The organism is Streptomyces fulvoviolaceus, from assembly GCF_000718165.1.
Classification (GTDB): Bacteria; Actinomycetota; Actinomycetes; order Streptomycetales; family Streptomycetaceae; genus Streptomyces; species Streptomyces fulvoviolaceus.
Map to the genome: position 1 here is coordinate 21936 of NZ_JOEY01000033.1, position 17270 is coordinate 39205.

General features: G+C 69.6%; 13 protein-coding genes and 1 riboswitch. Of the genes, 5 read left to right on the top strand and 8 right to left on the bottom strand.

Going from position 1 to position 17270, the window contains the following annotated elements:
- Position 1: 1 nt before the first annotated feature.
- From IG08_RS0132090 to IG08_RS0132100, 3 genes are all read right to left on the bottom strand, one after another.
- Positions 2–1210 carry a LolA family protein gene (locus IG08_RS0132090; RefSeq protein WP_030610469.1) on the bottom strand — a complete coding sequence of 403 codons (1209 nt, stop codon included), beginning with the start codon at positions 1208–1210 and terminating at the stop codon, positions 2–4.
- Positions 1211–1466: 256 nt separating this feature from the next.
- Positions 1467–2480 carry a CHRD domain-containing protein gene (locus tag IG08_RS0132095; RefSeq protein ID WP_234343022.1) on the bottom strand — a complete coding sequence of 338 codons (1014 nt, stop codon included), beginning with the start codon at positions 2478–2480 and terminating at the stop codon, positions 1467–1469.
- Positions 2481–2624: 144 nt separating this feature from the next.
- The gene (locus IG08_RS0132100) at positions 2625–3635 is read right to left on the bottom strand and encodes a polyprenyl synthetase family protein (protein WP_030610483.1); all 1011 of its coding nucleotides are present in this window, start codon (positions 3633–3635) and stop codon (positions 2625–2627) included.
- A 207-nt stretch (positions 3636–3842) separates the two neighbouring features.
- Between IG08_RS0132100 and IG08_RS0132105 the strand changes: the two genes are divergently transcribed.
- From IG08_RS0132105 to IG08_RS0132115, 3 genes are all read left to right on the top strand, one after another.
- A complete protein-coding gene (locus tag IG08_RS0132105; protein ID WP_030610488.1) occupies positions 3843–5345 on the top strand; it encodes a peptide MFS transporter in 1503 nt (500 codons plus the stop codon).
- Positions 5346–5373: 28 nt separating this feature from the next.
- Positions 5374–7398 carry a CocE/NonD family hydrolase gene (locus tag IG08_RS0132110; protein WP_030610491.1) on the top strand — a complete coding sequence of 675 codons (2025 nt, stop codon included), beginning with the start codon at positions 5374–5376 and terminating at the stop codon, positions 7396–7398.
- A 278-nt stretch (positions 7399–7676) separates the two neighbouring features.
- Positions 7677–7853, top strand: a riboswitch (cyclic di-AMP (ydaO/yuaA leader).
- A gap of 4 nt (positions 7854–7857) precedes the next feature.
- Positions 7858–8337 carry a transglycosylase SLT domain-containing protein gene (locus IG08_RS0132115; protein ID WP_030610495.1) on the top strand — a complete coding sequence of 160 codons (480 nt, stop codon included), beginning with the start codon at positions 7858–7860 and terminating at the stop codon, positions 8335–8337.
- A 7-nt stretch (positions 8338–8344) separates the two neighbouring features.
- On the opposite strand, the gene IG08_RS0132120 is transcribed toward IG08_RS0132115, so the two are convergent.
- From IG08_RS0132120 to IG08_RS0132140, 5 genes are all read right to left on the bottom strand, one after another.
- Entirely contained in the window at positions 8345–9157 is an 813-nt protein-coding gene (locus IG08_RS0132120) for a Cof-type HAD-IIB family hydrolase (protein WP_030610498.1), read from the bottom strand.
- A 299-nt stretch (positions 9158–9456) separates the two neighbouring features.
- On the bottom strand, positions 9457–10485 hold the full coding sequence (locus IG08_RS0132125; protein WP_030610501.1) for a LacI family DNA-binding transcriptional regulator: 1029 nt from the start codon (positions 10483–10485) through the stop codon (positions 9457–9459).
- 23 nt (positions 10486–10508) lie between these two features.
- Positions 10509–11387 carry a carbohydrate ABC transporter permease gene (locus IG08_RS0132130; protein WP_030610504.1) on the bottom strand — a complete coding sequence of 293 codons (879 nt, stop codon included), beginning with the start codon at positions 11385–11387 and terminating at the stop codon, positions 10509–10511.
- On the bottom strand, positions 11384–12379 hold the full coding sequence (locus tag IG08_RS0132135; protein WP_030610507.1) for a carbohydrate ABC transporter permease: 996 nt from the start codon (positions 12377–12379) through the stop codon (positions 11384–11386). Before IG08_RS0132135 ends, IG08_RS0132130 begins: the two co-directional genes overlap by 4 nt.
- The gene (locus IG08_RS0132140; RefSeq protein WP_030610510.1) at positions 12376–13713 is read right to left on the bottom strand and encodes an ABC transporter substrate-binding protein; all 1338 of its coding nucleotides are present in this window, start codon (positions 13711–13713) and stop codon (positions 12376–12378) included. The genes IG08_RS0132135 and IG08_RS0132140 overlap by 4 nt, the downstream gene beginning before the upstream one ends.
- Positions 13714–14010: 297 nt before the next feature.
- Here IG08_RS0132140 and IG08_RS0132145 point away from each other — a divergent pair, with 297 nt between their 5' ends.
- Entirely contained in the window at positions 14011–16011 is a 2001-nt protein-coding gene (locus IG08_RS0132145) for a beta-galactosidase (protein WP_030610513.1), read from the top strand.
- Positions 16012–16057: 46 nt separating this feature from the next.
- Positions 16058–17194 carry a glycoside hydrolase family 53 protein gene (locus IG08_RS0132150; protein ID WP_043455782.1) on the top strand — a complete coding sequence of 379 codons (1137 nt, stop codon included), beginning with the start codon at positions 16058–16060 and terminating at the stop codon, positions 17192–17194.
- Positions 17195–17270: the final 76 nt, after the last annotated feature.

Consider the following 17270-nt stretch of genomic DNA (forward strand, 5'->3'; position numbering starts at 1 on the left):
CTTACTTCGCCGCGTCCGCCGCCTTCACCAGCGCGTCCTTGGTGACCGCGCCGACGTAGACCTTGCCGTCGTCCGTGATCAGGGCGTTGATCAGGCGGGTCTTGAAGACCGTGCCCTCGCCGAACTTGCCGCTCACCTTGTCGCCGAGCGAGTCGATGAAGCCGCCGACGTCACCGCCGCCGGCCTCGGAGCCGGACGGGATGCCCTCGCCGCCGGTGTCGAAGGTGGCGATGGAGTCCCAGCCGTCACCGATGACGTTCAGGCCGTCGAGGCCCTTGGAGAGCTCCTCGTCGCCCTTGGTGAAGTCCTCGTCGGAGTGCTCCCTGGAGGGCGCCTCGGACGCGTCCTCCTCGGTGACCTTCGCCCCCTTCGGCGGGGTGAAGTCGAAGGTCGACGCGGCCGGCTTGGCGAAGCTGACCTGGGTGAAGCCTGCGTCGATCACCGCCGCGCCGCCGCTCGACGGGGTCAGCGTGAACTTCAGCGGCAGCCCGGTCTTCGAGTCCACGGCCACGGTGATCTGGCCGACGGTGGACCCGGAGTCCTTGGGCTTGATGACGAGCCGGTACGCGTCCCGGCCCGCGACCTGCGCGGTCCCGTCGACGGTCACGGAGGTGGTGTCGTCGGCGGCCTTCAGGGCGTCCTCGGCGAGGTCCTTGGGCGTGGCCGGGAGCTCCTCCTTGTCGGTGCTCTTGGAGGCGGTGCCGTGGAAGACCTCGTTGGACTGGCTGTCGTAGCCCCAGACGTCCTTGCCGTCGTGGATGAGGCTGTACTCGGCCGCGTCCTCCAGCAGGGAGACCTTCTGCTTGTCCGGGCCGTCGGCCGCGACCCGCAGGGTGTGCGTGCCGGAGGCCAGCTCGGTGAGCTTGGACGACGGGTCGGCGGACGAGCCGTCACCCGAGGACCCGGCACCGGAGGTCAGACTGCTCTCCAGACCGCCGAGGTCGGGCAGTCCCAGATCGGTGCTGATCTTCACCGTGCCGGACAGCTGCTGTACGTCCGAGGCGGCGATCTTCTCGATGAGTTTCTGTGCGCTGATCTTCGGCAGGTCGGGGTCGCCGGAGTCGGCGAGCGCCGGGACGAGCCCGATGGTCGCCGCGGCCACCCCCACCACCGCGACCGGGACGACGTACCGCGCGGCCTTGCGGCGCCCCGCGCGCAGGTCGTCGGCCTCCCCGGTGCTCGTGCTGTCGTCGGTTTCGAACGGTGCCATGTGTGCCTTACCTCCGTCGTCGGCGGCGGCTTTCAACTCCCGTATGTCCACCCCGTAGCCGCCATTCTCACCCGAATCGGTGAGGAGTGGTGTTTTCCGTGGTGTCCATCTGACCAAATCGGCCACGAAGAAGCGTCAACCCGCGGGCTCAACTCCGCGTACACCTGCGGTATGACACGCGGAGGCGGCGCCTCCCCCGACCCGTAGGGGTCGCACGGAAGACGCCGCCCTGTCCCGTCGCCGGATCAGAGTCGGATCAGCTCCGCAGGAACACGTAGTCCGCCTGGTACGGCACCCCGACGATCGCGCCCGGGTCGCAGGAACCGGCCGGAGCCACCCCTCCGACGGTGTTCAGCCGCAGGATCTCCACGGTGTCGGCGAGCAGCCCGTGGTGCTTGCCGGACTGCGTGGCCCTGAGGTCCAACTCGGGGATGTTCTTGTCCCCGTTCGGGGTCTTGGAGATGAGCGCCCCGGTGACCGCGCTGCCGTCGCGGGCGATCCACTGCGGGGTACCGGAGTTGGGCTGGACGAAGGAGTGCGCGATGCCGCCGCCGAGCACGGCGCTGACGTCCCGCTGGGCGAAGGCGTACCCGCCGCCCTCGGCCGGCTTGCACTCGTAGATCTGCTTGCCCTTGATGACGGACGCCTGGAAGTTGTGGAGCGCGTCGCGGAAGTCGAAGTCGGCGACGGTGACCTTGTGGAGCTGGCCGCGGACGGCGCCGCCCGGGAACTCGGCGGTGTGCAGGTTGGCGTAGAAGGAGTTCGGGTCGCTCTTGAGCGCGTCGAGCAGTGCCGCGTCCTTGACCTTGACGGTTCCGGTGACGGTACGGCCCTTGCTGTTCTTGCCGAGCAGTTCGGTGAAGTCGACCTTGATGCCGCCGTTGGTGCCCTTGGCGCCCTGGTGGATGTGGAGGGCGGTGGGCTTGCCGGTGCCGGCCCACTTGACGGCGACGGAGACCTTGTCGCCCTTGACCTTGATGAACTCCACCGCGGCGCCGTCCTTGTCGCCGACGGCCGGACCGCCCGCCACGGGCACCTCGTTGGCGCCCCGGAGGCTGGCCGCGAGAAGGGTGCCTCCCTTGCCGCCGGCTCCGACGAGGCCGTTCTGGGTCACGATCTCCTGCCCGCTTCCGGAGTGGCCCGCGTGGTCGGCGCGAGCACCTCCGGAGGCGAAGGCGGGAATCACCGCGGCGGCGACACCACCGGCGGCGGCCACCGCGACCGCGGTGACGAGCAGGCTCTTACGGCGTGTTGAGAACGTCGCGTTCATGCCCATGATTCTTTTTTCTCCCCGTATTGCGGCCAACGCCCCCTGCGTCAGCTTCTGGATATGAATACGGAGGCGATCTCATTCTGGATTTAGTCCAAATGTGTGACCTGTATCACGTGCGACGGAGTCAAGCTGGGGACGGGCTCAGCCCGCCCGGTGGACCACCGCGTCGCACAGCTCCATCAGCGCGGCCCTCGCATCGCACTCCCGCAGCGGAGCGAGCGCCGCGCGCGCGTCCTTCGCGTACCGCACCGTGTCCGCGCGAGCCTGCTCCAGCGCGGGGTGCACACGCAGTGCGGCCAGCGCCTCCGCGTGCCGCGCGTCGTCGGTCAGGTCGGAGTCCAGGAGCTCGCACAGCGCGATGTCCTCGGCCAGGCCCAGCCGGGCCGCCCGCTCGCGCAGCCGCAGCACCGGCAGCGTCGGGATGCCCTCGCGCAGGTCCGTCCCCGGCGTCTTGCCGGACTCGTGGGAGTCGGAGGCGATGTCCAGGACGTCGTCCGCGAGCTGGAAGGCGACGCCCAACCGCTCGCCGTACTGCGTGAGCACGTCCACGACCGTCTCGTCGGCGCCCGACATCATCGCGCCGAAGCGGCACGAGACCGCGACCAGCGAGCCCGTCTTGCCGCTGAGCACGTCCAGGTAGTGCTCGACCGGATCGCGTCCGTCCTGCGGCCCCGCCGTCTCGAGGATCTGGCCGGTCACCAGCCGCTCGAACGCCTCGGCCTGCACCCGGACCGCCTCGGGCCCGAGGTCGGCCAGGGTGTGCGACGCACGCGCGAACAGGAAGTCACCCGTGAGGACCGCGACCGAGTTGCCCCAGCGGGTGTTGGCGCTCTCGACCCCGCGCCGCACCGCGGCCTCGTCCATGACGTCGTCGTGGTACAGCGTCGCGAGGTGGGTCAGCTCCACCACCACGGCCGACGGCACCACGCCCGGCGCATAGGGGTCGCCGAACTGGGCGGCCAGCATCACGAGCAACGGCCTGAACCGCTTCCCGCCGGCCCGCACCAGATGCTGGGCCGCCTCGGTGATGAAGGGGACCTCGCTCTTGGTGGCCTCGAGCAGTCCCTCCTCGACAGCCGCCAATCCGGCCTGGACATCGGCTTCGAGAGCCTGGTCCCGCACGCTCAGCCCGAACGGCCCGACGACGGTCACGAGGGGTCTCCTGTCTGCTGGTGTCTACTGGCGATTACGCGGTATGTCGATAGGTCGCTGCCATCACTCAAGTCAGCGTATCCGGTCACCTTTGGATCACCGATAGCCCCCACCAGTCCAGGCCAGGCGGTATCGGAACACGACCGGTATGTTTTTGATCATCTGAAAAGAACGGACATCTATCGACTTAAGCGGAAGTAGTGGAGCGTGTCCCGAACCACCGTCGATGCCGAGCCCGGCAGCCAACCTCCCCCCGAGGACGACACCGCCTTCTTCGGCCAGCCCAGAGGCCTGCTCACCCTCTCCGGTCTGGAGGTCTGGGAGCGCTTCTCGTTCCTCGGCATGCAGGCCATCCTCGTCCTCTACTTCGCCGACACGGTCGCCCACGGCGGCATGGGCATGTCGGCCGGAACCGCCGCGTCCGTCTCCGCGGCCTACGGCACCCTCGTCTACCTCGTCTCCGTCGCCGGCGGCTGGCTCGCCGACCGCATCCTCGGTTCGTACCGGGCGGTGCTGTGGGGCGGCATCCTGATCGCCTGCGGCCACTACTCCATGGCCGTGCCCACGAACACCATGACCTGGGTGGGCCTGGGCCTGATCAGCGCCGGTACCGGGCTCCTCAAGCCCAACGTGGCCACCATGGTCGGCAAGCTCTACGCCACCGACGACGACCGCCGTGACGCGGGCTTCGCGCTCTACTACATGGCGATCAACATCGGCGCCTTCGCGGGCCCGCTGATCACCGGCTGGCTCGGCGACCACAGGGGCTGGCACTGGGGTTTCTCGGCCGCCGCGATCGGCATGACCTTCGGTCTGATCCAGTATGTCGTGGGCCGCCGTCACCTGGCCGGGCGAAAGCACGCGGCCGAATTCGCCCTCACGCCCGACGCGATGCGCCGCGCGATCCGCCTGATCACCTTGGGCGTCGTCGCCGTGGCGGTGGTCGCGACCGCCCTCGTCCTCGCCCACTGGCTCACCATGGACCGCTTCGTCGACCTGCTCACCCTCGTCTCGGTGATCGCCCCGGTCGTCTACTTCGCGGTGATGTTCATGAGCCCACGGGTGACCCCCGAGGAACGCGGCCGGCTCAAGCCGTACATCGTCCTCTTCCTCGCTTCGACGGTCTTCAACTTCATCCTCTTCCAGGCGTACTCGACGATGATGCTGCTGGCCGCGTCGAACGCCGAGACGACCCTCCTCGGCTACGACTTCCCCGCCAGCTGGTACGCCTCCGCGCTGGGCGCCTTCGAGGTCGGCCTCGCGCCCTTCGTCGCCGCGCTGTGGGTCCGGATGGGCCACGGCCAGCCGCACGCCTCCAACAAGATCGCGATCGGCGTCGTCCTCGGCGGTCTGTCGTTCCTGCTGATGGTCCTGCCGACCAGCGGTCACGGCGGCGAGGACTACCTGATGTCGGCCTGGTGGATCGTCGGCTCCTACTTCCTCCTGGGCCTCGGCGACATCCTGCTGGAGACCTCCGGCATGTCGGCCACCACCAAGCTCGCCCCGGTCGCCTTCTCCAGCCAGACCATGTCCCTCTGGTTCCTGTCCCTCGCCCTCGCGAACGGCATCCAGGCCCAGACGGTGAAGCTCTACGACGACGTCTCCAAGCCGGCCTACTTCGGCGTCAACGGCGCGATCGCGGTGGCCGCGGGCCTCGCGGTGATGGCCGCCGCGCCGTGGCTGCGCCGCACCATGCACCCGGTCCACTGAAGTCACCGATGCCCCAGGGGTCACCCTCATGCACATCCGTACGTCCTTCCCCTACGAGACGACTCACGAGGACCTCCGCATCCCGCTCCCTGGGGGCACCTCCCACGCTTTCGGCAGTGGGGGAGGGACCCTCCTCTACGCGCGCGTGTGGCGCCCCCTGACGGACGAACCAGTACCCGCGCTCCTCGAATACCTGCCGTACCGCCTGACCGACTGGACCGCGCCCCGCGACTGGCAACGCCACCCCTGGTACGCGGGCCACGGCTACGCCTCCGTCCGCGTGGACGTCCGCGGGCACGGCAACAGCGAGGGCATGCCGGGCGACGAGTACTCGGCGACCGAGCTGGCCGACGGGGTCGAGGTCGTCAACTGGCTCGCGGCGCAGCCCTGGTGCGACGGCAAGGTCGGCATGTTCGGCATCTCCTGGGGCGGCTTCAACTCCCTCCAGATCGCGGCCCTCGCACCCGAGCCGCTCAAGGCGGTCGTCACGGTCTGCTCCACCGACGACCGCTATGACAACGACGTGCACTACATGGGAGGTTCCGTCCTCGCGGTCGACATGCACGCCTGGGCCGCCACCATGCTCGCCTTCGTGTCCCGGCCGCCCGACCCCCGGTACGTCGGCCCCGCCTGGCGGGACATGTGGCTCAAGCGCCTGGAGCAGGTCGACCCCTTCCTCCACACCTGGCTCGCCCACCAGACCCGCGACGACTACTGGCGCCACGGCAGCGTCTGCGAGGACTACGGCGCGATCGACGCGGCGGTCCTGGCGGTGGGCGGCTGGCACGACCCGTACCGCGACACGGTGCTCCGCCTCGTCGAGCACCTGCCGGAAGACCGCGTACGAGGGCTCATCGGCCCGTGGTCCCACCAGTACCCCGACCGCGGCCTGCCGCCCGGCCCGGCGATCGGCTTCCTCCAGGAGACCCTGCGCTGGTGGGACCACTGGTTGAAGGGCGTCGACGCCGGCGCCATGCGCGAGCCCCTGCTCCGCGCCTACGTCAGCGAATCGCACCGCCCGGCCACGGTCTACGACACCCTCCCCGGCCGCTGGGTCGGCGAGCCGGCCTGGCCCTCCCCCAACGTCTCGACGATCTCCTACGGCTTCCAGGGCGCCCCCGTCCTCGTCCGCTCCCCGCAGCACACGGGCGTGGACGCGGGCCGCTTCTTCCCCTTCGGCAACGACGCCGACCTTCCGCCCGACCAGCGGGATGAGGACGCGCGGTCGGCGTGCTTCGAGTTCGAAGTGGGCCAGGAGACCTGGGTGTTGGGGCGGCCGCGGGTGCGGCTGCGGCTGACCTCGGAGGTGCCGCGCGGGCAGGTCGTCGCCCGGCTCTGCGACGTGGCACCGGACGGCTCGTCGACCCTGGTCACCCGGGGTGTGCTGAACCTGTCGGCCCGCCACGGGCGCGACCGGGCCGTGCCGTGGGAGCCGGGCGCCACCGGGGAGGTGGCCTTCGAGCTGAACGGCATCGGCCATGTCTTCCCGCCCGGCCACCGCATCCGCCTCGCCGTGTCCTCCGCGTACTGGCCGTGGATCTGGCCGCAGGCCGACTCGGCGGCGGGCTTCACGCTGGAGCCGGCGGGGAGCTTCCTGGAACTCCCGGTGCGCTCCCATGGGTTGGACCGGGAGATTGCCTTCGGGGAGCCCGAGCAGTCCGAGCCCCTCGGCGTGAACTTCCCCGCCACGCTGGACGAACCGCGCCCCGAGCGCCTCGTCGTGCGGGACGTGGCCAAGGGCGAGTGGCGGCTGGAGGTCGACCCGCGTTACGGCGGCACGCGCGTGTATCCCGACGGCCTGGAGTTCACCGAGGACGCGCTGGAGACGTACACGATCAACGAGGCGGACCCCCTGTCGGCCCGCACCCGCTCGGACTGGTCGATCCGGCTGCACCGCCCGGAGCTGGCCTGGGACACGACGGTCCGGACCCGTTCGGAGATCACCTGTGACGGGACGGACTTCCTCACCTCCAACGAGGTGATCTGCACGGAGGGCGACGAGGTCGTCTTCCACCGGACGTGGGAGAAGCGGATTCCACGGACGGCCGGTTAACCACCAGTTGGGCCTCATTGCCCGATTTACCACCCTTGCGCATGCCCGTGAGTTGGGTCACTCACGGGCATGTGCGCTTCGGCGTTCCGGAATCCCCGCCTCCCCTTGCGCCGCTTACCCGTTGACGCTTGGCAGCCGCAAAGGATCAAGCACCCCATAAGCCTCACACCAAGGTCAACAGGCCTGATCTGTGAATCCGGTACTTGTTCCGGACATGTGCTCTCGCATACGTTCCGGGCCTGTCGGGCGGACGCCTAATCCTGCCGCCGCTCGCCGCACACTCATCGACGACCACTCGCACGGCAGGAGCGGGGGACCCAGGTAAGTCGCCGATCCGGTCATCTTCGGACATACCGGAACGGCTTGGGGTTAAGTCGCGTCGCCCTACGGCGGCACGGCCGGGCACCTCCCAGCCCGCACCCGACAGCTCACCTCGCAGGCGTCGGAGAGGAACCCCGCATGCCTGCTGCCGCTCAGCACCGCCGCGCAAAGCACACCCGCCTCGCCCGCAAGCTCGCCGTCCTCGGCACCGGAGCCGCCGTACTGGCCCTCCCCCTCATCGGCGCGACCAACGCGTCCGCGGCCACCACCACGGTCACCGCCACCTCGCTGGGGTACACGAACGACCTCGACGGCTGGATCCGGGCGTCCCTCCAGGTGATGGCGCAGAACGGGATTCCCGGGACGTACGACGGCATCTACCGCAACGTCATCCGCGAGTCCTCCGGCAACCCCTACGCCATCAACGACTGGGACTCCAACGCGGCCGCCGGCACCCCGTCCAAGGGCCTGCTCCAGGTGATCGACCCGACCTTCGCGGCGTACCACGTGGCGGGCACCTCGTACGACCCGTACGACCCGGTCGCGAACATCACCGCGGCCTGCAACTACGCGGCGCAGCGGTACGGCTCGATCGACAACGTGTACGGGGCGTACTGAGCCCGTCTCAGGCGCTCGGGAAGAGTCTTTCGAGGACGACGGCGATGCCGTCGTCCTCGTTCGACAGGGTCACCTCGTCGGCCACGGCCTTGAGTTCGGGGTGCGCGTTGGCCATCGCGATGCCGTGGGACGCCCAGTCGAACATGGGGATGTCGTTGGGCATGTCCCCGAAGGCGACGGTGTGTTCGGGACCCAGGCCCAGGTGCTCGGCGGCCAGCGCGAGACCCGTCGCCTTGGTGATGCCGCATGGCTGGAGTTCGACGGTGCCTGGTCCAGACATGGTGACCGTCGCGAGGGAGCCGACCACCGAGCGCGCCGTCGCCGCCAACTCGTCGTCGGACAGGTAGGGATGGCGCAGCAGCACCTTGCTGATGGGCTCGCCCCACAGGTCGTCGCGCCGGTCGACGCGTACGGCGGGCAGGGTCGGGTGGGGCATCAGGTAGCCCGGCTCGATGAGCGTGAGGCCGTCGACGCCGTCCTGGTCGACGGCGGCGTACACCTGGCCGACCTCGGCCTCGATCTTGCCGAGCGCGGTCTCGGCCAGCTCCCGGTCCAGGGTGACGGACCACAGCAGACGGTCCGCGCCGGCGTCGTAGACCTGCGCGCCCTGCCCGCACACCGCGAGCCCGGTGCTGCCCAGATCGTCGAGCAGCGGCCGCACTCTGGGGGCCGGGCGGCCGGTCACCACCAGATGCCGGGCCCCGGCCTCCGCCACCCGCGCGAGCGCGGCGAGGGAACGGTCGGAGAGCGTGTCGTCGCCTCGCAGCAGCGTTCCGTCCAGGTCGGTGGCGATGAGTGAATATGCGGTGGGAGCGGCCATGATCAGAGAATACGGATGGAACGCCCCGCCGACTCGACGCGAACCGGACGGCCGCTGCTTTCACATGCGTTGACCGGTGTTCCGGTTACGGTTCTCGCCCCCGCCGCCCCTTCCCGACCCGACCCTGGGGCTCCGCCCCAGACCCCGCTCCTCAAACGCCGGAGAGGCTGAGTTGTTTCAGCCCGTCCGGCGTTTGAGGACGAGGCCCCTTCAGGGCCGAAGCGGGGTCTGGGGGCGCAGCCCCCAGGGACGGGAATGGGAAGGGGCGGCGGGGGCGAGAAAAACCGCCGGACAAGCACCTACGCGGAGTCCCGCACCACCAGTTCCGTCGGCACTATGACCCCCGCCGTGTCCTCGCCGGCGATCTGGGCGAGGAGCATGCGGACCATCTCGGCGCTGATGCGGTCGTAGGGCTGGCGCATGGTGGTGAGGGCCGGAGTGACGGCGGTGGCCGCGGCCGAGTCGTCGAAGCCGCCGACAGCGATGTCATCGGGGATCGAACGCCCGGACTGGTGAAGGGTGTTGACGACTCCCTGGGCCATGAGGTCGGAGGCGACGAACACGGCGTCGATGTCGGGGGCCTGGGCGAGCAGCCGCCGCGCCGCCTCCTCGCCGCCGGTGCGGCGGTAGTCGCCCTCCACGACCAGTGCCGGGTCGTAGGGCAGGCCCGCCTCGACGAGCACATCGCGGTAGCCGGCCAGGCGTTCGGCACCGCCCGGGGTGTCCAACGGGCCGGTGATCATGCCGATCCGGCGGCGGCCACCGGCGAGGAGATGGCGGACCATGTCCTGGGCGCCGTCGCGGTCGGCGGCCGCCACGTAACTCACCTTGGCCCCCAGGCCCATCGGCTTGCCGCAGGCCACCAACGGGATCCCGGCGTCGCGCAGTTCGGCCGCGACCGGGTCCCCGCTGTGACTGGAGACCAGCAGGACGCCGTCGACGTGACCCGAGGTGATGTAGCGGGTCAGCCGGCGCCGGTCGTCGTCGCTCGCGGCGAGCATCAGCAGCAGCGGGATGTCGTGCCGGGCGAGGTTCTCCGTGCAACCGCGCAGCAGGACATTGAAGTTGGGGTCCTCGAAGAACTTCTCCTGCGGCTCGGTGAGGAGGAACGCCACCGAGTCCGAACGGCCCGTACTGAGGCTGCGCGCATGCCGGTTGACCACGTACCCGGTCTTCCTGATGGCGGCCTCCACCGCCCGGCGGGCGGCCGGTGAGACGTAGTGGCCGCCGTTCAGGAAGCGGGAGACGGTGCCCCGCGACACGCCCGCCTCCCGCGCCACGTCGTGGATGGTGGGCGGTTTGCGGCGTCCGTTCGCGCTGGTGGTCATGTTCCTCGTTCAGAAAGGGATGTTCAGGACTTGATCGAGCCGCTCAGCAGGTCCAACGACCAGAACCGCTGGATCACCAGGAAGAGCCCGATCAGCGGGAGGATCGCCAGCAGACACCCGGTGATGACCAGGGTGTAGAGGGCGGGCTGCGAGGCGCCCTGGGCGAGCAGCGTGTAGAGCCCGAGGGTGATCGGGAACTTGGTGTCGTCGGCCAGCATCACGTACGGCAGCAGGAAGTTGTTCCAGATGGCGACGAACTGGAAGAGGAACACCGTGATCAGGCCCGGCATCATCATCGGCACGGCGATCCGCGAGAAGATCCGCCACTCGCTGGCGCCGTCCATGCGAGCGGCCTCCATGAGCTCGGTGGGCACCGAGGCGGCCGCGTAGATGCGGACGAGGTAGACGCCGTACGGGGAAAGAATCGACGGCAGCAGCATCGACCAGTACGAGTCGGCCAGGCCCATCTTCGACAGCAGCAGGTACTGCGGGATGGCCAGCACGATGCTCGGCACGAGGACGCCGGCCAGCATCAGCTTGAAGATGAACTCCCGCCCGCGGAAGGCGAACCGGCCGAGCGCGTAGCCGCCGGCGGCGGAGACCGCGGCGGACAGCAGGGCGCCGAGGCCCGCGTAGAAGACGGAGTTGGCCATCCACTGCCAGTAGATACCGTCCCGGTAGGCGTTCAGCTCGCTCAGGTTGTCGAAGAAGCCGGTGCCGGGCGCGAAGCTGAAGGTGGAGAAGAGCTCCGAGCGGTCCTTGGTCGCCGCGATGACCACCCAGGCGATGGGGATCAGGCAGTACAGCGTGCCGAGGAGCAGCACGAGCGTGGGGACCCAGGCCGTGCGCCGCGCTTTGGCGGTCTTGCCGGTGGCGTCGGCGGTGAGGGTGAGGGCGGTCATGCCGCGTCCTCCCGGGTGTAGCGGTCGGAGATACGCAGCAGCGTGAAGGACAGGACGAACGTGGCCAGCGCCAGGACGACCGCGGTGGCGGAGGCACCGTAGATGTCGGACTTCAGGAAGGCGCTGTCGTAGATGGCCATCAGCGGGCTCCAACTGCTGGGCAGGGCGTTGGTCAGCGGCTTCAGGGCCATCGGCTCGGTGAAGACCTGGAGGGTGGCGATCACCGAGAAGAAGAAGGTGAGCACCAGCGAGGGCAGCACGATCGGGATCTTGATCTTCAGGGCGATGTGCAGGTCGGACGCCCCGTCGATCCTGGCCGCCTCGTAGATCTCCTGGGGGATCGCACGCAGCGCGGTGTAGATGACGATCATGTTGAAGCCGGTGCCGCCCCAGACCGCGATGTTCGCGAAGGAGAGGTAGAGGTTGCCGCCGTCGAACAGGTTCGGCTGCGGGAGGCCGAACTTGTCCAGCAGGTAGTAGAAGGGGCTGACGCTCGGCAGGTAGAGGAAGCCCCACATGAGGGCGGCGATGATGCCGGGCACCGCGTACGGCAGGAAGATCATCAGCCGTGCGAAGGGCGCGCTGCGCGCCTTCGGGGTGTCGAGCATCAGCGCGAACAGCAGCGCGAGGCCGAGCATGGTCGGGATGACGATCAGGCCGTAGCCGAAGGCGCGCAGCACGCTGTGGCCGAACTCGGAGTTCTGGAACACGTCGGTGTAGTTGCCGAGACCGTTCCAGACCTGCTCGCGGGCGCCGGAGCCGAGGCCGATCCCCTTGATCTTGACCTTGTGGAGGCTCAGCCAGATCGCGTACCCGATGGGGATGACGGTGAAGGCGGCGAACAGGACCAGCGCGGGCACCAGGAACCAGTACGGTGCGCTGCGGCCACGGCGGCCGGTGCGGCTGGGGCGGACGGTCTGGGCGGTGCCGGTGCCGTCCGCCAAGGGCCCGACCGCGGTGCGGTCGGAGCCCTTGAGCGGAGTGCTGGTCATGCCTCGGTCACCTCGAAGCCCTGCTTCTTCATGTCCTCGAAGGTCTTCTTCTGCATGGTGGCGAGCGCGGAGGCGAACTGGCTCTCCTTCTTCGACTTGGCGGCCGAGCCGAAGTCGTCGTTGAAGGAGGTGTAGGCGGTCTGGACGTTCGGACCCCAGGCGGCCGTGGCCGTGGTGGCCGCGATCTCGGCGGCCGTGTCGTAGAAGTCCTTCTGGTTCGGGAAGAACGCGGGCGTGGTGAGCACGTCGCCGGACTGGCCCTTCGTGGCCGCCGGGTAGATGCCGACCTCCTTGACCAGGGCGGCCAGCGCCTCGGGGTCGGTGTTGATCCAGCGGGCGAACTTGACCGCGGCCTCGGCGTGCTTGGTGTCGGTGGAGACACCGGTGGAGGAGCCGCCCCAGCTGCCGGTGACGTTGTCGCCCGACTTCCACTGCGGGAGCGGGGCCATGCGCCACTTGCCCTCGGTGTCGGGGGCGGAGGAGACCAGCACACCGGGCGCCCACACGGCGGAGACCCAGGCGAGGTGGGTGCCCTTGTTCAGGGCGTTGTTCCAGGCCGGGGTGTACATCGGCTGGTTGTCGATGACGCCCTCCTGGACCAGGCCGCCCCAGAAGTCGGCGACCTGCTTGGTCGCGGCGTCGTCGATGCCCACGGTCCACTTGCCGCTGCCGTCGACGGTCCACCACTTGGCGCCGGCCTGCTGCGACAGACCCGCGAACAGGCCCGGGTCGTTGGCGGAGAAGGTCGTCAGGAAGGCGTCCGGGACGGCCTTCTTGGCGGCGCGCGCGGTCTCCGCGAACTCGGTCCAGGTCTTCGGCACGGACAGACCGTGCTTCTTGAAGAGGTCCTCGCGGTAGTAGAACATCAGGGGCCCGGAGTCCTGCGGCACGCCGTAGACGGCGTCGGTGCCCAGGGTGACCATGTCCCACAGGCCCTCGGCGAAGTCGGACTTGGCGTCACCGATGTACTTGGAGATGTCGGCCAGGACGTCGTTGGAGACCAGGGTCGGCAGCGACTGGTACTCGGCCTGCATCAGGTCGGGGGCGTTGCCCGCCTTCTTCGCGGTGATCAGCTTGGTGAGCGTCTCGGCACCGCTGCCCTGCTTGGACACCGTGACCGTGATGTCCGGGTTCTTCTTGTTCCAGATCGCGGCGACCTTCTCCATGTTCGGCGCCCACGACCAGTAGGTCAGCTTGACCGGCCCGCTGCTCTCGCCGGAGTCTCCGTCGTCGGAACCGCCGCAGGCGGCGAGGGTGCTGGTCAGGCCGAGGGCTGCGGCCCCGGCGAGCATGGTGCGCCTGCTGATCTGGCGGCTGTGGATCGACATCTTCATCTCCCCTGACTGAGTGCGAGCCGGCCTCGGGATGTTCCACGTGTGCGGCAACTCCCGTGGGGGGGGATGGGGCTGCCTGTCATGTGACCGAGGGGCTGTGCGCGAGGGCCGCGCGGCTCTGTGATCGTGCACAGTAGAGAATTGTTTCGGCCCCTTGTCAATGGCGAGGGCGTGGGGTTACCTACTTGTTGCCCGCGGATGCCAGGTGTAACAAGCACTGTGCACGATCACAGAAAACTGGCATCATCCTGCCGATCCGCCTGCTGATCCACCTGCCGATCCACTGGGAGCCGACCGATGCCCTCCGCCATCCCGCACGACCGCCTGCCACTCGCCTTCGGGGGCGATTACAACCCCGAGCAGTGGCCGCAGGAGGTGTGGGAGGAGGACGTACGGCTGATGCGGGAGGCCGGCGTCACCCTGGTCTCGCTCGGTATCTTCGCGTGGGCCCGGATCGAGCCCCGGCCCGGCGAGTACGACTTCGAGTGGCTCGACCGGATCATCGGCATGCTCCACGAGGCCGGCATCAACGTGGACCTGGCGACACCGACCGTCGTACCGCCCGCGTGGTTCTACCGGGCGCATCCGGAGGCGCTGCCGGTGACGCGCGAAGGGGTGCGGATGGGCTTCGGCTCACGCGGGGCGATCTGCCACTCCAACCCGCACTACCGGGCGGCGGCCGCTGAGATCACCTCGCGTCTCGGGGAGCGCTACGGCCGCCATCCGGCCGTCGTGCTGTGGCACGTCCACAACGAGTACGGCGCTCCCGTCCTGACCTGCTACTGCGACACCTGCGAGGTGGCCTTCCGGGGCTGGCTCCAGGACCGTTACGGCACCCTCGGCGCCCTCAACCAGGCCTGGGGCACGGCGTTCTGGGGCCAGCTCTACGGCGACTGGGAGGAGATCGGGGTGCCGCGGGCGACGCCCACGGTCGTCAACCCCGCCCAGCAGCTGGACTTCCAGCGGTTCGCGGACGGCCAGGCCCGGGCCAACTTCACCGCCGAGCGGGACATCCTGCACCACCTGTCCCCCGGCGTCCCCGTCACCACCAACTTCATGGCCGCGCCCAGTCAGTGCCAGTCCATCGACTATTGGGCCTGGGCTCGCGAGGTCGACCTCGTCACCAACGACCACTACCTCATCACCGACGGCCGCCGCACCCACGTCAACCTCGCCCTCGCCGCCGACCTGACCCGCTCGCTGGCCGGCGGCGACCCGTGGCTGCTCCTCGAGCACTCCCCCTCGGGCGTCAACTGGCAGCCGCACAACCCCGCCAAGGAGCCCGGCCAGATGGCCCGCAACTCCCTCGGCCATGTCGCCCGCGGATCGGAAGGGGCCATGTTCTTCCAGTGGCGGCAGTCCAGGAGCGGCGCGGAGAAGTTCCACTCGTCGATGCTGCCGCACGGAGGGACGGGGACCCGGGTGTGGCGGGAGGTGGTGGAGCTCGGTGGGCGTCTGGCCGATCTGACCGACCTGCGCGGCACCCGCACCCGTGCCGACGTCGCCATGGTCTGGTCGTGGGAGTCGTGGTGGGCGCAGAGCCTGGAGTGGCGGCCGAGTGCGGACCTGGACGCGCGGGAGCGGCTGGATTCGTTCTACGAGGCCCTGTACGACCGGCACTTGACCGTGGACTTCTTCGCGCCGGACGCGCTGTCCGCGCTGGACCCCGCGCGTTACCCCCTGCTCGTCGTCCCGCAGCTGTACTCCGCGCCCGCTTCGGTCACCGCCGACCTCGAGCGGTACGTCTCGCGCGGCGGCACCCTCCTCGTCTCCTTCTTCTCCGGCATCGTCGACGAGCACGACACGGTGCACCTCGGGGCGTATCCGGGGGCGCTGCGGGACGTACTCGGGCTGACCGTCGAGGAGTTCGACCCGCTGCTGCCGGGTGAGAGCGTCACCCTCCGGACTGCGCAGGGGGATGTGTACACGGCCGACCTGTGGTCCGAGTACGTCGTCCCCGGCGACGGCTGCGAGACGGTCGCCGTGTTCGCCGACGGGCGTACGGCGGGACGGCCCGCCCTGACCCGGCGGGCGCTCGGCGACGGAGCCGCCTGGTACCTGGCCACCCGGCTGACCGGTGGCGATCTGGCGGCGGTTGTCGATCTGGCCCTCGCGGACGCGGGCATCACGCCGGCCGATCTTCCCCGGGACGTCGAACTCGTCGTACGGGAGGGCGAGTCGGGGACGTACCGGTTCGCCGTGAACCACACCGATGCCGAGGTGAAGGTCGTGCTGCCGGACGGCAGCCGGGCCGCCGTGGCGGCTGGTGCGGTCGAGGTGTTCCGCGAGCCGCGCTGAGCACTCTTTCAGACCTTTGTGAATCTCACTGTGAAGGGACTTCGACATGCGTAGACGCAGTGTTCTCACCGCTGCGGGAGCCGCCGCGCTGGCCGTTCCCGTGCTGGGGGCGGCACCCGCCGTCGCGAGCACCACCAAGCAGCGCGCCCGCCTCGAGATCCGTGGCGTGGACATCTCCTCGCTGCCCAAGAACGAGGACCACGGCGCCGTGTACCGCACGGCCGACGGCCGCCGCGAGGACCCGATCCGCATCCTCGCCCAGTCGGGCGTCACCCACGCCCGCCTGAAGGTCTGGGTCAACCCGGCCGACGGCTACAACAACAAGGCGCACGTCCTGCCGCTCGCCCGCCGCCTGAAGCGGGCCGGCATCGGCATCTGGGTCGACTTCCACTACTCCGACACCTGGGCCGACCCGGCGCACCAGACCAAGCCGGCCGCGTGGACCGACCTGGACGTGGCGGGCCTGACGCGTGCGGTCTACGACCACACGGCCGACGTCCTCGGCGCGCTGAAGCGGCAGGGCACCCCGGCCGACCTGGTGCAGATCGGCAACGAGCTGAACGGCGGCATGATCTGGCCCGACGGCAACTGGGAGCACTGGGACAACCTCGCCGCGTTCCTCAAGGCCGGCCTGAGCGCGGCCCGCGACACCACGCCGCGCATCCGCACGATCCTCCACCTGGCCAACGGCGGCGACAACGGGCTGTACCGGTGGTGGTTCGACAACGCGGTCGCGCTCGGCGTGGACTTCGACATCATCGGGCTGTCGTACTACCCGTTCTGGCACGGCACGGTGGAGGCGGCCGCCGCCAACATGGCCGACATCACGGCCCGTTACGGCAAGCCGTGCGTCATCGCCGAGACGGCGTACCCGTTCACGCTGGAGAGCGAGGACGACGTCAACGACATCATGAACGACCCCTCGCAGCTCACCGACGGCTACCCCGCCACGCCCGCGGGCCAGGCGGCCTGGCTGCGCGCGGTGGCCGACCTCGCGGCCGCCGTCCCCGGCGGGCAGGGCCTCGGCTACTGCTACTGGGAAGGCGTGTGGACCTACCGCGCGGGCAGCGGCTGGAACCCGGAGGACCCGGCGTCGGGCAACGCGTGGGAGAACCTGGCGCTGTTCGACTTCGACGACAAGGCGCTGCCGGGGCTGAAGACGCTGGGCCGCTACCGGTCGTAGGTCCCTACCGGCCGTAGGTCCCTACCGGCCGTAGGCCCCCACCGGCCGTGGACCCCCACCGGCCGTGGACCCCTAC